Source organism: Amycolatopsis sp. TNS106 (assembly GCF_019330265.1).
Taxonomy (GTDB): Bacteria; Actinomycetota; Actinomycetes; order Mycobacteriales; family Pseudonocardiaceae; genus Amycolatopsis; species Amycolatopsis lurida.
Genome location: NZ_CP024972.1, coordinates 1,214,486 through 1,228,837 on the forward strand (window position 1 = coordinate 1,214,486; position 14,352 = coordinate 1,228,837).

General features: G+C 69.5%; 13 protein-coding genes. 2 read left to right on the forward strand and 11 right to left on the reverse strand.

Annotated elements, in window-relative coordinates; all coding sequences use genetic code 11:
• Positions 1-53: 53 nt before the first annotated feature.
• From CVV72_RS05520 to hypF, 10 genes are all read right to left on the reverse strand, one after another.
• Positions 54-494: a hydrogenase maturation protease gene (locus CVV72_RS05520; RefSeq protein ID WP_219151343.1), complete on the reverse strand. Its 441-nt coding sequence runs from the start codon at positions 492-494 to the stop codon at positions 54-56.
• Positions 491-1,786, reverse strand: a complete 1,296-nt coding sequence (locus CVV72_RS05525) for a Ni/Fe hydrogenase subunit alpha (RefSeq protein ID WP_219151344.1) — start codon at positions 1,784-1,786, stop codon at positions 491-493. The genes CVV72_RS05520 and CVV72_RS05525 overlap by 4 nt, the downstream gene beginning before the upstream one ends.
• Positions 1,783-2,520, reverse strand: coding sequence for an oxidoreductase (locus tag CVV72_RS05530; protein WP_219151345.1), 738 nt, complete (start codon positions 2,518-2,520; stop codon positions 1,783-1,785). Before CVV72_RS05530 ends, CVV72_RS05525 begins: the two co-directional genes overlap by 4 nt.
• Positions 2,520-3,335: an FAD/NAD(P)-binding protein gene (locus CVV72_RS05535; RefSeq protein WP_219151346.1), complete on the reverse strand. Its 816-nt coding sequence runs from the start codon at positions 3,333-3,335 to the stop codon at positions 2,520-2,522. The genes CVV72_RS05530 and CVV72_RS05535 overlap by 1 nt, the downstream gene beginning before the upstream one ends.
• Positions 3,332-3,784: a Crp/Fnr family transcriptional regulator gene (locus CVV72_RS05540; protein ID WP_219151347.1), complete on the reverse strand. Its 453-nt coding sequence runs from the start codon at positions 3,782-3,784 to the stop codon at positions 3,332-3,334. Before CVV72_RS05540 ends, CVV72_RS05535 begins: the two co-directional genes overlap by 4 nt.
• Positions 3,781-4,839 (reverse strand): 4Fe-4S dicluster domain-containing protein, encoded by a 1,059-nt coding sequence (locus CVV72_RS05545; protein ID WP_219151348.1) that lies wholly within the window; start codon positions 4,837-4,839, stop codon positions 3,781-3,783. The genes CVV72_RS05540 and CVV72_RS05545 overlap by 4 nt, the downstream gene beginning before the upstream one ends.
• Before the next feature lie 156 nt (positions 4,840-4,995).
• Positions 4,996-6,051 (reverse strand): hydrogenase expression/formation protein HypE, encoded by a 1,056-nt coding sequence (hypE, locus tag CVV72_RS05550; protein WP_219151349.1) that lies wholly within the window; start codon positions 6,049-6,051, stop codon positions 4,996-4,998.
• Positions 6,048-7,145: a hydrogenase formation protein HypD gene (gene hypD, locus CVV72_RS05555; protein ID WP_219151350.1), complete on the reverse strand. Its 1,098-nt coding sequence runs from the start codon at positions 7,143-7,145 to the stop codon at positions 6,048-6,050. The genes hypE and hypD overlap by 4 nt, the downstream gene beginning before the upstream one ends.
• The gene (locus tag CVV72_RS05560) at positions 7,142-7,387 is read right to left on the reverse strand and encodes a HypC/HybG/HupF family hydrogenase formation chaperone (protein WP_219151351.1); all 246 of its coding nucleotides are present in this window, start codon (positions 7,385-7,387) and stop codon (positions 7,142-7,144) included. The genes hypD and CVV72_RS05560 overlap by 4 nt, the downstream gene beginning before the upstream one ends.
• A gap of 3 nt (positions 7,388-7,390) precedes the next feature.
• On the reverse strand, positions 7,391-9,637 hold the full coding sequence (gene hypF, locus CVV72_RS05565) for a carbamoyltransferase HypF (RefSeq protein ID WP_219151352.1): 2,247 nt from the start codon (positions 9,635-9,637) through the stop codon (positions 7,391-7,393).
• 277 nt (positions 9,638-9,914) lie between these two features.
• Between hypF and CVV72_RS05570 the strand changes: the two genes are divergently transcribed.
• Together CVV72_RS05570 and CVV72_RS05575 are read left to right on the forward strand one after the other, a co-directional pair.
• Positions 9,915-10,805 carry a universal stress protein gene (locus tag CVV72_RS05570; protein ID WP_219151353.1) on the forward strand — a complete coding sequence of 297 codons (891 nt, stop codon included), beginning with the start codon at positions 9,915-9,917 and terminating at the stop codon, positions 10,803-10,805.
• Entirely contained in the window at positions 10,805-13,381 is a 2,577-nt protein-coding gene (locus CVV72_RS05575; RefSeq protein ID WP_219151354.1) for an HAD-IC family P-type ATPase, read from the forward strand. The genes CVV72_RS05570 and CVV72_RS05575 overlap by 1 nt, the downstream gene beginning before the upstream one ends.
• A 33-nt stretch (positions 13,382-13,414) precedes the next feature.
• Here the strand turns inward: CVV72_RS05575 and CVV72_RS05580 are convergent, their stop codons facing one another.
• Positions 13,415-14,299 carry a universal stress protein gene (locus tag CVV72_RS05580; RefSeq protein WP_219151355.1) on the reverse strand — a complete coding sequence of 295 codons (885 nt, stop codon included), beginning with the start codon at positions 14,297-14,299 and terminating at the stop codon, positions 13,415-13,417.
• Positions 14,300-14,352: the final 53 nt, after the last annotated feature.

A 14,352-nucleotide genomic window follows, 5' to 3' on the forward strand; every position in this document is an offset into this window, starting at 1 on the left:
AGCGACACCTTGTGCTCTCCGTCGACCCGAGACCTTTGCCTCACCCCCGACTGTTACGACGCGGTACCCGCCCGGACTTCGGCGAGGACCGCGTCCGTGACGGCCGGGACGGCCGCCGCGACGGCAGGGCTCAGCCCTGGGCCGAAGTCCACATCGGTCACCTCGACCGCGAAGATCACCAAACGCTCGGGGAGCCGGCCCAGCGCTTCCGCCAGTTCGACCGCCTCGGGGATCCCGAAGCCGTGCGAACTCGCGACGGGCCCGTGCTCCGGCAGGGTGGTCCGGTGCCAGCGGCCGTCCACACCCGGGGAGCAGCGGACGGCGTCGACGAGGACGACGAGGCCGGCACCCTCCCAGGATTCCATGAGCCGCACGGTGTCCCCATCGCTGATCTCCGCCGGGATCCCGTGGCGGGAGACCTCGCGGGCGACGGCCGGGCCCACACCGTCGTCACGCCGGAACTCGTTCCCGACGCCGATGACGACGGCGTTCACCGCTGTTCCCTGGTGAGGTCGAGGAAATGCGCCGAGCAGGAAATGCAGGGGTCGTAGTTGCGGATCGCGCGCTCGCACAGCGAGACCAGCGAGTGGTCGTCGAGGTCTCCGTGGAGATCGACCAGCCTCGCCACGTCGTGCTCGATCGCGGGCTGGTTCTGCGAGGTCGGCGGCACGATGTCCGCGCTCAGGATCCGCCCGCCCGCGTCGAGTTCGTAGCGGTGGTACAGCAGCCCACGCGGAGCCTCGGTGATTCCGTGACCGGTCGCCGCGCGGGGCGTCACTTCGACGAACGGCCGGTCCGGCCGGTCATAGGCCTCGATGATCCGCAAAGCCTCCTCGACGGCGTACACGACCTCGACGGCGCGTACCACGATGCTGCGGAACGGGTTGCGGCATTCCGTGCCGAGGCCGGCGTTGGCGGCGGCGCCCGCGGCGAGCGGGGACAACCGGTCCGAGTTGAGGCTGTACCGGGCGAGCGGCCCGGTCAGATACATCCGGTCGTCCAGCCGGGCGTGCAACGCCGTCGAATGCGCGACCTGGTGTTCCGCCACATGCTCTTTGAACTCGCGCGCGCTGAACCGTAGCCCGGTGCTGACCACCGGTTCACCTCGGTCGATCGGGTAGCCGTCGGTGTCCCGCAAAGCGAGCAGATCGTGGGGCACGTCGAGGTCGGGGAAGTCGAATCCCGAAACCCAGCGGACCGTCTCGAGGGCCTCATCCAGGGCATACCCGAGTGTGTCTGCCAGCGACCGCAGTTCGGCGGGTTCGGGGACCCGGTAGAAGCCGCCGACCCGGACGTTGACCGGATGGATCGCGCGTCCGCCGATCGTCTCCATGAGCAGGTTCCCGGCCTTCTTGAGCGCGAGTCCCCGTTCCACGATCCCGCGGTGGGCGGTGGCCATCGCGATACCGTCCGGGAAACCGAGGAAGTCCGGCGCGTGCAGGAGGTAGATGTGCAGCGCGTGGCTGGAGATCCATTCGCCGCAGTACAGCAGCCGCCGCAGCGCGCGCAGGCCGTCTCCCACCTCGGCACCGCAGGCGTCTTCGACGGCGCGGCAGGCGCTCAGCTGGTAGGCGACCGGGCAGATCCCGCATACCCGGGCGGTGATGTCCGGTGGCTCGCGGAAATCGCGGCCGCGGAGGAAGGCCTCGAAGAATCTCGGTGGCTCGTAGATGGCGAGTTCGACACTTTCGACCCGGTCGCCGTCGGTGCGCACGCGAAGAGCCCCCTCGCCCTCCACCCGTGCCAGCCCCGCCACTTGCAGGATGCGATTCGCCCGATGGGTCATGTCCACTCCGCCGCCGTGTTGAAGGTGCCGAACACCAGATGAAGTTCGTCGTCGCCCATTCCGCTCCGGCGCAGCAACGGGATCAGCGCGGGCACGTTCGGCTGTTTCATCGGACCGAAACAGCCGTAGCAGCCACGGTTCACCGCCGGGCACAGGGCACCGCAGCCCGCGTGAGTCACGGGTCCGAGACAAGGGGTTCCGTGCGCGACCATCACGCAGGTCAGGCCCCGGCGTTTGCACTGGGTACAAACGCTGGTGTCCGGGAGATCGGGCGCCCGGCCGGCCATCAGCGCGGTGAGAACCTCCAGGAGCTGTCCTTTGTCGATGGGGCAACCGCGGAGCTCGTAGTCGACCTTGACGTGGTCCGCGATCGCCGTCGACGTCGCCAAGGTCTCGATGTAGTCCGGGCGCGCGTACACCACGGAGCGGAACTCCTCGACGTCGGCGAAGTTGCGCAGGGCCTGGATACCGCCGGAGGTGGCGCACGCGCCGATCACGACCAGTACGGTGGATTGCTCGCGGACGCGCCGGATTCTTTCCGCTTCGGCGGAGGTGGTCACCGACCCTTCGACGATCGAGATGTCGTAGGGCCCCGGTTCGGAGGCGCTGGTCATCTCGGCGAAATGCGCGAACTTCACTTGCCTGGTCAAGGTCAGCAGCTCGTCCTCGCAGTCGAGCAAGGTCAGCTGGCAGCCGTCGCACGAGGTGAACTTCCACACCGCTATGGAGAGCATCACAACTCCTTCACCAGGAAGAGGGACTCGGCGACCGGGTAACCGGCGACGGGCCCGTCCCGGCAGACGAGCAGCGGGCCGAACTGGCAGTGCCCGCACAGGCCGGTACCGCACTGCATGTTCCGCTCCAGGGAGACCTCGATCCGCTCGGCGGGAACCCCCCGGCGGAGCAGGGTCCTGGCGCTGAAGCGCATCATCGGCTCGGGCCCGCACAGCAGCGCGGTGGTCTGCCCGGGATCGATCGGATGCGTGGCGAGTGGTTCGGTGACGAAGCCGACGTGCCCGGTCCAGCCGTCTTCACCGCGGTCGACGGTGAGGACGATGTCCGGACCGTTCCGGTCGGACAGCTCCCGAAGTTCCTTCTGATACAGGAGATCGGCGGGTGTCCGCGCTCCCGCGATCAGGATGACGCGTCGGGAAGGTCGCTCCGCCAGTGCGTGCCGGAGCACAGGCCTGAGCGGGGCGAGCCCGATGCCGCCCGCCACGAGCAGCAGATCGCCGTCGTCGTCGAGACGCCACGCCGTGCCGAACGGACCGCGCACTCCCAGCACCGTCCCGGGGCGGGCGTCGTGCAGCGCGCGGCTCACCGCGCCGACGGCACGGATGGTGTGCACCAGCGTTCCGTCACCGGGTATCGCGCTGACCGAGATGGGCACTTCCCCGACCCCGTGCGCGTAGAGCATGGCGAACTGGCCGGGGCGGAATTCGGGTAACCGGTCGCCGTCCGGCGCCAGCGTCAACGTCGCCGAGTCGCCGGTCTCGGTGACCCTGCCGACCACTCGATAGGGCCGGGGAAGCCAGGGATCGGGGTTCATGCCGGGTTCCGGTAGAGGTCGAGAAGGCGGAGCCTGGTCGCCTGCAGGCGGTTCACCAGCGTTTCGAGGAGAATCCGGGTGAACCGGTAGCCCAGCGCCGGATCGGCTTCGACGAGCGTGCGCACTTGCCCGGCGTCCAGCACCAGAGCGCGGGTCGGGGTGACGGTCACCGCGCCGAAATGCCAGCGGTACGGCGGGATCAGCCACGACCAGCCGAGCAGTTCACCCGGCCCCACGCTTTGCAGCGTCACCGGGCCACGGTGGGGAACGTGGGTGTCCACCGCGACGTGGCCCGAGATGACGATCCAGCACCGGTCGGCGTCTCCGCTTTCGTCGAACAGCCGCGTTCCGGCCGCGTAGTCCTCGATCCGGCCGGTCGCGGTCACCGCCGAACGTTGTGTCTCGGAAAGGCCTGCGAGCAGCGGCGTTCCCGGGTCCGGCGTGGTCATCCCGGCGCACCTTCCGCGAGCGCCGCGGCTTCTTCGGTGATATCGATTCCCGCCGGGCACCAGGCGATGCACCGCCCGCAGCCGACGCAGCCGGAGGTGCCGAACTGATCGTGCCAGGTACCGAGCTTGTGGCTCATCCACTGCCGGTACCGAGCGGCCCCCGACGTCCGGACCGCGCCACCGTGCAGCTGGGAGAAATCGATCTCGAAGCAGGACGCCCAGCGTTGCGACCGGGCCGCACCGCCGTCGAGCTCCGTTGTGTCCTCTGTGGACACACAGAAACAGGTTGGGCACACCATGGTGCAGTTGCCGCAGGTGAGGCAGCGTCCGGCGACGTCTTCCCAGCGGGGGTGCTCGCGGTTGGCGGCGAGAAGATCGCGCAGGTCGGTGCCGGGCATGGCCCGGCCCATCCGCCGTGCGGCGGCGGCGACGTCTTCCTCCGCCAGCGCGACGTCCCGTTCGTGCGCGGGCCGTCCCGGCAGGCGGTCGAGCACCTCGGCACCCGCGGCGGTTCCGGCGACCGCGAGGAAACGGTGGCCCTCACCATCGATCCGTTCGGTGAGTGCGAGGTCGTAGCCTCCGCCGGCCGACGGACCACAACCCATCGATGCGCAGAAGCAGACTCCGCCGGGTTCGGTGCACTGTGCGGCGACCACGAACGGCATCGGGCCGCCGACGATCTGGCGCAGCTTGCCGATCGCGGACAGGTCACAGGGCCGGACGCCGAAGAAGGCGTACTCGACCCGATCTTCGCGGACCGGCTGGAACCCGGCGGGCCCGCTGGTGAGCAGGGTTCGGCGGGGTGGGTGCAGGAACCGTTTCCACGATTGCGGTCCCGCGGAATGCCCGAACACCGCGTCGTCGGCTCGCCGATGTACCCGGTACTGACCCGGACCGGTCTCCACACCCCAGCCTGCCGGGAGATCGGCCGCGGAACCCAGTTCCGCCAGGGTGATCGCGTCGTCGCGCAGCACCGGGCCGATCACGGTCCGTCCGCTCGTGACCAGTGCGCGGATCAGTGCGTCGAGCCCGGCGAGATCGAGAACGGCGTCCATCGGGTTCACCTCTCTCAGTGTCTGTTGGTGAACCCGCGTCCGCTATCGCGGCGGGTGCTCAGAGCGCCCTGCCACCGCGATAGCGGGGCCTTCGGCCGGGCGGGTTCACGCGTATGGTCACTTTCCGGACGAAATCTCAGCTCCGCCAACAGGTTCTCAGCAGATGCGGGGGAGTTGTTCTCCGACAAGGACGTCGACGATCCGGGTCGAGCCGACCAGGGTGCGCGCACTGATCCGGCCGACCGGCCCGTCCGTCACTTCGCCGATGACGGTGGCACTCGCACCGTCAGGCCGCGCACGCATGGCGCGCAGCACGTCCTGCGCGGCTTCCGGGGCGACCAGCGCCACCAAGCAGCCCTCGTTCGCGACGTGCATCGGGTCGAGTCCGAGCAGTTCGCACGCCGCGGCGACCGGCCGCGGTACCGGTACGTCCGCTTCGGTGATCTCGATACCCACACCGGACGCGGAAGCGAGTTCGTTCAGTGCGCTCGCGAGTCCGCCCCGGGTGGGGTCGCGGAGGGTGCGCACTCCGGCGCCGCCCACCGCGAGCATCGCGGCGACCAGGTGGTGCAGCGGGCGGCTGTCCGACGAGATCTCCGCCTCGAAGCCGAGACCTTCGCGCGCGCTCAGGATCGCGGTGCCGTGAAGGCCGATCGGGCCGGACAGCAGCACCAGGTCACCCGGCTCACCCGCGGTGGCGGATGGTCGCGCACCGCCGGGCCGGAGGCCGATACCGGTGGTCGTGACGTAAAGACCGTCGGCCGCACCACGGCCGACGACCTTGGTGTCCCCGGTGACGATCTTGACGCCGGCCGCGCTCGCGGCGGCCGCGGCCGAGCGGGTGACCCGCCGCAGTTCGTCGATCGGAAACCCCTCTTCGATGATGTAGGCGAGGCTCAGCGCGACCGGCATGGCGCCGCGCATCGCGAGGTCGTTGACAGTGCCGTGCACGGCCAGCGATCCGATGTCCCCACCCGGGAAGAAACGTGGTGTCACCACGAATCCGTCGGTCGTGAACACGGTGTCGACGCCACCGACACCGACGACTGCGGCGTCTTCGAGCGGGTCTTCGGCACCGAGTTCGGCGGTGATCACGTCGGCGAGCAGCTCGGCCATGAGCTGCCCTCCCGAGCCGTGTCCGAGGAGCACGCGTTCGGTTTCGGCCTGCGCTACCGGGCAGATGGGGCCGGCGAGACCGGCGGAGTTGGTCATCGGAGCTCCAATCCACGTCCGGCGTTGTGGAACGCCGCGCAGGTCCCTTCGCCCGAGACCATCGGCGCGCCGAGCGGGGTCCGGGGGGTACAGGCCGTTCCGTAGGCCTGGCAGTCGGTCGGCAGCCGGGTGCCGCGCAGGATCGCCCCCGCGATACAGGCCGGTGATTCCCGGGTGACGATGTCGCCGGTCGCGAACCGCCGGTCAGCGTCGAAGTCCGCGAATTCCGGGGTGAGCGCGAGCCCGCTGGCGGGGATCTCGCCGATACCGCGCCATTTCCGGTCGGTCACCCGGAACACGCTGTCCACGGCGTCGCGGGCGGCGGTGTTGCCGGTCCGGCGCACCGCTCGTACGTACTGGTTCTCCACCTCGGCACGGCCGCTTTCGAGCTGCCGCACGGCCATCAGGATGCCTTCCAGCAGATCGAGCGGCTCGAACCCGGTCACCACGATCGGGACGCCGTACCGGGCGGCGATCGGCTCGTACTCTGTCCAGCCCATCACCGCGCAGACGTGCCCGGCGGCGAGGAAGGCCCGGACCTGGTTGTCCGGCGCGTCCAGCAGCGTGGTGATCGCGGGTGGCACGAGAACGTGGCTGACCAGGACGCTGAAATTGCCGACGCCGGTCTTGGCCGCGTTCAGTACCGCCATCGCGTTGGCGGGGGCGGTCGTTTCGAACCCCACGGCGAGGAACACCACCTCGCGGTCCGGGTTCGCCCGTGCGATCCGCACGGCGTCCAGCGGTGAGTAGACGACGCGGACATCGGCGCCGCGTGCCTTGAGCGCGACGAGGTCGCCGGACGTACCGGGCACCCGGAGCATGTCGCCGTAGCTGGTGAAGATCACTTCCGGCCGGGCCGCGACGGCGAGCGCCTTGTCGATGATTTCGAGCGGGGTCACGCAGACCGGGCAGCCGGGACCGTGGATCATCCGCATCCCCGCGGGGAGGAGTTCATCGATCCCTTGCCGGACGATCGTATGCGTTTGGCCGCCGCAGACCTCCATGACCGTCCACGGCTTGGTGGCGGTGGCGCGTAGATCGCCGAGGAGCCTGCGCGCGAGTACGGGATCCCGGTATTCGTCGAGATGTTTCACGGTCCCAGCTCCGTTTCGATCGCGTCGGGCATCGCGCGCAGCACGGCCAGCGTTCGCGCCGCTTCCTCCTCGTTCACCACACTGATCGCGAAACCGACGTGGACGATCACGTGGTCACCGATCCCGGCCTCCGGTGTGTAGGCGAGGCAGACCGGTCTCCGCAGGCCGTCGAAGTCGACGATCCCGCCGCGGGGAAAGTCCTCCTCCACGCTCACGATCAGGCCGGGAATACCCAGACACATGGCTTACCTCCCTGCCAGCAACGCCGCCGCGACGGCCGCCTGCCCATAGCTGATGCCACCGTCGTTGACCGGGATCCGTTCGCCGGAGAACACGCGGAAATCCAGTTCGGTCAGGGAGCCGGTGACCGCGTCGGTGAGCCTGCGGTTCTGGAACACGCCACCCCCGAGGCACACCGTCTTCGTGCCGCTGATCGCGGCGGCCTCGGTCACCATCGCGACGGTGACCTCGGTGATCGTCGTGTGGAACCGTGCCGACAGCTCGCTCGCGGGCCGAGCCGAGCCGAGCAGTTCACGCAGGGCCGGTACGGGGTCGTAGACCCACAGGCCACCGCGCCGATGCAGCTTCCACGGGAGCGGCTCCCGCCTCGGTTCGCCGGAGGCGGCCGCCTCGAGCAGAACGGCCGCTTCGCCCTCGTAAGTGTTCACGTCGCAGAGTCCGAGCAGCGCAGCCACCGCGTCGAACAGCCTTCCCGCACTGGAGGTGAGCGGGCTGTTCACGCCGCGCTCGATCATCCGCCGGACCAGCCTGCTTTCCCCGGTCTCCTGGTCGGTCGGCAACGAGGGCTCCCCGAAGTCCTCCGCGCCGATCAGGTAGCCCAAGGCCATCCGGGCGGGGCGCCGGACGGCGACCTCGCCGCCGGGCAGCGGTACGTGGCCGAACCGGGCGAGCCGCCGATAGCCGGTATACGAAGCCAGCAGGATCTCGCCGCCCCACAAGGTTCCGTCGTCGCCGAAGCCCAGCCCGTCGTACGCGACGCCGATGAAGGGCTCTTGAACTCCGTGCTCGGCGGCCGTCGCGGCGACATGGGCGTGGTGATGCTGCACCGGAACGCGCCGCTCGCGGGGCCACTTGGCCGCGTACAGCGTCGACCGATACCGGGGATGCCGGTCGTGCGCGCAGAACTCCGGGGTCACGTTCGTCCACCGGCACAGCCTGTCGATCGTGTGCTCGAAGGCTTCGAAGGCCGCGACGTCGGTGAGGTCGCCGATGTGCGGCCCCGGCACGGCGTGCTCACCGGCCGCCAAGGTGACCGTGTTCTTCAGCTGCGCGCCCACCGCCAGCACGGGTTCCGGCGAGGCGGTGGGCAACGGGATCGGGGCGGGCGCGTACCCGCGGGCGCGTCGCACGACCCGGACGGCACGGACCACCGAGTCGTCGTATCGGGAGAGGATCGGCCGGTCGTGCCCGAGGATGCCGTCGGACAGCGGTCCGAGCGCGGACCGGGCCTGCTCGTCGGAGATCGCGATCGGTTCACCGGCGCGGTTTCCGCTGGTCACCACCAGCGGGCGGCCGAGGTCGTGCAGGAGAAGGTGATGCAGTGGGCTGTTCGGCAGGAACAGGCCGATCTCGGGCAGGTGTGGTGCCACGGTGGCGGACACCACGGTTCCCGGACGCGCTTCGAGGAGAACGATGGGACGCGCCGGAGTACAGAGCAGCCCGGCGGTCGTGTCGTCCACAAAGGACAGATCGGCCGCTTCGCGGAGATCACGCGCCATCACCGCGAACGGCTTCACCGGGCGGTGTTTCACCGTTCGCAGCCGGCCGATCGCCCGGTCGTCGGCCGCGTCGCACACCAGCTGATACCCGCCGATCCCCTTGATCGCCACGACGCCGCCGTTGCCGATCGTCTCCACCGCCGCCGCGAGGGCCGCCGGCCCGGTGAGGCCGGCCCAGGACAGTCGCGGTCCGCAGACCGGGCAGGCACTGGGTTCGGCGTGGAACCGGCGGTCGCCAGGGTCGTGGTACTCCGTGGCGCAGGGCCCGCACATCGGAAACCGGTTCATCGTCGTCCGGATCCGGTCGTACGGAAGTTCCTCGACGATCGTCGCCCGCGGGCCGCATCCGGAGCAGTTGACGAACGGATACCGGTAGCGCCGGTCGGCCGGATCGAACAGCTCCTCCAGGCAGGCCGCACAGGTGGCCAGATCCGGCGAAACGGCGCGGGACCCCCTGCCGGGCGCACTGTCGCGGACCGAGAAGCCGCTCTCGTACTCTCCGGCGGGCAGCTGGGTGACGGTCATGCGTTCGACCTTCGACGGCGACGGCGCACCGTCGAGTACGTCACGGTGGAACGCCTCGAGTACTTCCGGCCGCCCGGACGCGGTGATCACCACATGGCCCCCGACATTGCGGACCTCTCCGTCCACGCCGAGCGCCGTGGCGACCCGGTGGACGTGCGGGCGGAACCCGACCCCTTGGACCGTGCCGTGCATCTCGATCCGCTGGGTCACGTTCGCACCGGGTGTCATGGAGCCTCCTGTTCGGATGCGTTTCAGGATCAACGAAGCCGGGGAGGCCGGGGAGGGCAGAACGTCCCGGACCGCCCGGCCCAACGACCTGTCCGGCAGAGCGAACGCCGGGCGGTAGGGCAGGCGACACGGTCGATCGTTTCGGTATCCGGCTCGTCACTCCAGTGCCGAAGGCCCCGTGACACCGTGACCTCCGGCCGCAGCTCGGGTTTCCGCCCCTGCATATCGTCGGCCGGGTCGATTTCCGAATGCTCGGTGCACTGGAAGGAGCGAATTCATGGCCACGTCCGGGAGCCCTCCGATCGTCGCGGCGGTGAACGGTTCGGCCTCGTCGATGAAGACGGCGTTGTGGGCGGCGGAAGAAGCACGCATGCGGGATACCGACCTGAACCTCCTGATGGCCTTTGGGGTCGATGGCGCTCCGTTCGGTAACCGGTCGTTCCCTCCCGACGTGTGGCTGAAGACCAAAGAGGCGATAACCCACCAAGTCCTGCGTGAGGTCCGTGAGAAGACCGAATCGGCTGTGCCCGAGGTGAAGGTGACCACGATCGCCGCCGAAACCGGCCCGATCGCCGCGATGACCGAGGCTTCGGCACGGTCGCGGCTGCTGGTCATGGGCCCGCCGACCGGTGAGATCACCAGGTTGTTCGCCGAGTCGGCCGCCGACGCGTTGTCGTCGGTGTCGCAGTGCCCCGTCGTCGTAGTCCGTGGTACGAGCGATAGCGGGCCAGTGGTGGTCGGTGTGGACGGCAGCCCGTTCAGCGAGAAGGCGATCGCCTGGGCGTTCGAAGAGGCGTCGGCCCGAGACTCCCCCCTGGTAGCGCTGCACGCCTGGCATGACGGTGACATCGCCGGTCTGTTCACGGGCGAGGGCGCGCTGCCCTTCCCTGGCGAATCGGTGCGCGAGACCGAAGCACGGGTCTTCGAGCACCGGCTCGCGGGATGGCGGAAGACGTATCCGGACGTGCCCGTCGAGCAGGTGATCGTCCGCGACAGGCCGCGTCACCGGCTGCTCGAGTCGAGTGCGAAAGCACGACTTCTGGTCGTCGGCAGCCGTGGCCGTGGCGGCTTCGCCGGTCTCGTTCTCGGATCGACCAGTCACGCCTTGGTGCACCACGCCCAGTGCCCGGTGATGGTCGTCCGGGCGACGCGCGGGGGAGCCGAGTGATGGAGGTGACCACTGTCGATCGTGAGAATGTCGCGCACTATGGGCTTCCTGTTCCCGAAGTGCTGCTGTTGGCCGAAACCGACTCCGTCGCCGGGCTTTCCCGCGGGGTATGGCGACAGCGGCTGGCGGACGTGGGTCCGAACGAACTGCCACCCCGACGGGGCCGGAACTGGGCGGTGCGACTGCTCGGACAGCTGCATCATCCGCTGATCTACGTTCTCCTCGCGGCGGCGGCCGTCACGGCGGTACTCGGCGAAACCGTCGACGCCTCCGTGGTTTTCGGTGTCGTCGTGGTGAACGCGATCATCGGGTTCCTCCAGGAGGCGCGCGCGGAACGGGCGCTGGACGCGCTGGTGGCGATGGTGCGGACCGAGACCACCGTCGTCCGGGACGGTGTCACCGAACGGGTGCCCTCGGTGGAGCTGGTACCGGGCGACGTCGTCCTGCTCGAGGCGGGTGATCAGGTCGGTGCGGATCTTCGTCTGGTGGCCACCGGCGAACTGCGGATCGACGAGTCGGTACTGACCGGCGAGTCCGTGCCGTCGGCGAAGGATTCCTTCGTATTGCCTCCGGATACCGCGCTGGCCGATCGCACCAACATGGCGTACTCGGGCACCTTGGTGACCTCGGGGACAGGGCGCGGGGTCGTGGTAGCGACCGGCGCGGGCACCGAGATCGGCCAGGTGCATCGCCTCGTCGGGACGACGGTTTCGGTCCAGACCCCGTTGACCCGCAAGCTCGCCAGGTTCAGCCGCTTGCTGACGATCGTGATCCTCGGCCTCGCGCTGTTCGGTGTCGCGGTCGGGTTGCTGCGCGGTCAGCCGCCCGCGCAGATGGTGACCGCCGCCGTCGCCCTCGCGGTCGGGGCCATTCCGGAGGGTCTTCCGGCCGCGGTCACCGTGACGCTCGCGATCGGGGTGGCGCGGATGGCGCGCAGGCACGCGATCATCCGGCGGCTCCCCGCCGTGGAAACCCTGGGCAGCACGACGGTGATCTGCACGGACAAGACCGGGACACTGACCGCCAACGCGATGACCGTCCGCGAGCTCGTGGTGGCGGGGCGCGGATACCGGGTCTCCGGCATCGGGTACGCGCCGGAGGGTGCGGTCGTGCCCGCGCCGGACGCGGCGGCGCGAGAATGCCTGCTTGCCGCTTTGGCGTGCAACGACGCCCGGATCGCGGAAGAGGACGGCCGATGGCGGCCGGTCGGGGATCCGACCGAGGCGGCTTTGGTGGTCGCTGCCCGCAAGGCCGGCCTGGATGCGGGCGACGTACCGGAACGCGTCGAAGTCCTGCCCTTCAGCTCCGAACGCCGGTTCATGGCGACGAAGCACGTCAATGGGGTCGTCTATCTGAAGGGAGCTGTCGAGCGTTTGCTCGAGTTGGCCGGTGCCGGTCACTGTGCCGAGGCCGAAGCCATGGCGGCCGAAGGGCTCCGGGTCCTGGCGATCGGGCGCGCGGTCGATGTCGAACTGTCCGAAGAGGGATTGCGGGGCAACGTCGTCGTACTCGGCCTGGTCGGTATGCACGATCCGCCACGTCCGGAGGCGATCGAGGCGGTCCGCGCCTGCCGGGAAGCGGGTATCGAGGTCACCATGATCACCGGTGACCATCCGGCGACCGCACAGGCGATCGCGGCGGAGTTCGGCATCGAATCGGTCCACGCGAGGGTGTCGCCGGAGGAGAAACTCCGCCTGGTCAAGGAGATCCAGCAGCGTGGCGAGGTCGTGGCCATGACCGGGGACGGCGTGAACGACGCGCCGGCGCTCCGCCGTGCGGACATAGGTGTGGCCATGGGACGTGGCGGCACCGAGGTCGCGAAGCAAGCGGCCGACATGGTGCTCGCCGATGACAACTTCGCCTCCATCCGGGCCGCGGTGGAGGAAGGCAGGTGTGTCTTCGACAACTTGCGCAAGTTCATCATCTGGACGTTGCCCACGAATATGGCCGAGGGGCTGGTGATCCTCACCGCGATCCTGCTCGGCACCGCGCTGCCGATCCTGCCGGTGCAGATCCTGTGGATCAACATGACCACCGCGGTCGCGCTGGGCCTCACTTTGGCATTCGAGCCGCGTGAACCGGGCGTGATGAAGCGCCCGCCTCTGCCGCCTTCGCTGCCGCTGCTGACCGGTGCGCTGGCCGGTCGCACGGTGTTCGTCTCGGCGATCCTGCTCGCGTGTTCGTTCGGCGCGTTCCAGTGGCAGGTCGCCGCCGGTGCGTCGCTGGAGCTGGCACGGACGGTCGCGATGAACGTGTTCGTCGGCGGCGAGATCGCCTACCTGATCAACTGCCGGTCCCTGGAGAATTTCCGGCCGCGTGTCGGATTCCTGCACAACCGCTGGCTTCCCGCAGGTATCGCGCTGACCATCGGGCTGCAGTTCGTGCTGACCTACGTGCCATTCATGAACACTCTGTTCCACACCGCGCCGATGCCATGGCACACCTGGATTCCGATTCCCGTGCTGGCCGCGCTCACCTATGGCCTCGTCGAACTCGGCAAGGCACGGCAGCGGCGCCGGTCACGAGCGGGCCGCGTTCACTCGGCGCGCGGCGGCACGACCACTTCGGTCAGATGAGCCGTCGTGACAAGCCGTCCTGCGATGCGGCTTTCACTGCCGGGCGGGCGGGACGACGGCCACCGGAGAAGCGGAGTGGTGGATCAGCGCCTGGCTCGTGGAGCCGAGGAGCAGCCCGCGGAAACCGCCTCGGCCGCGAGAGCCGACCACGACGAGCTGGGCTTTTCCGGAGTGTTCGAGCAACGTGTGCGCCGGCCGGTCGCGAACGACGACACTCTCGACGGGCACGTCGGGGTACTTGCTTCGATAGGTGCCGAGCTGCTGATCCACCAGCCGCGCCTCCGCCGCCTGGATGGTTTCCCAATCCAGCGCGGAGCCGAATGCCCAGGCGTTGCCCACGGCGAAGTCCGACCACGCGCGCACGGCGACTAGCCGCGTACCACGTGTCGCGGCGGCGTCGAAGGCGAAGGCCAGAGCCGCGTCACTCGTCGGCGAACCGTCCACACCGACGACGACCGGTGCGTCCTGCGGCCGATCCGCTCCCCGGACGACGACGACCGGGCAGTGCCCGTGCGTCGCCACCGCGACCGCGATCGAACCGACCAGCAGCCCGGTGAACCCGCCAAGGCCGCGAGAGCCCAGCACGATCAACTCCGCCGAGGCCGATCGCCCGATGAGGTGTTCGGCGGCGGCTCCGCCGCGCAGTTCGGTGGTCACGTCGACCTCGGGGGCTGCTTCCCTTGCCGCCTCCGCGGCCGCCGCGAGCACCTCCCGCCCCTGTTCGGTCAGCGCGTCGGCGTAAGGCCTCGGCAACTCGACCCCAGGCGGCATCCGCACCGGGATCAGCATGCAGGCATGCGTGATCGACAGCGGTGCCTTCCGCCTCGCCGCTTCGGTCGCGGCCCATCGCGCCGCGTGGACGGCCGAAGAAGAGCCGTCCACACCCACCACCACCGGTCGCATTTCTGGTGCAGTCATCGTGTCCTCGAATCGGGAGCAGGTTCGCCAGCCGCGCCATGGGCGGTGCTGAT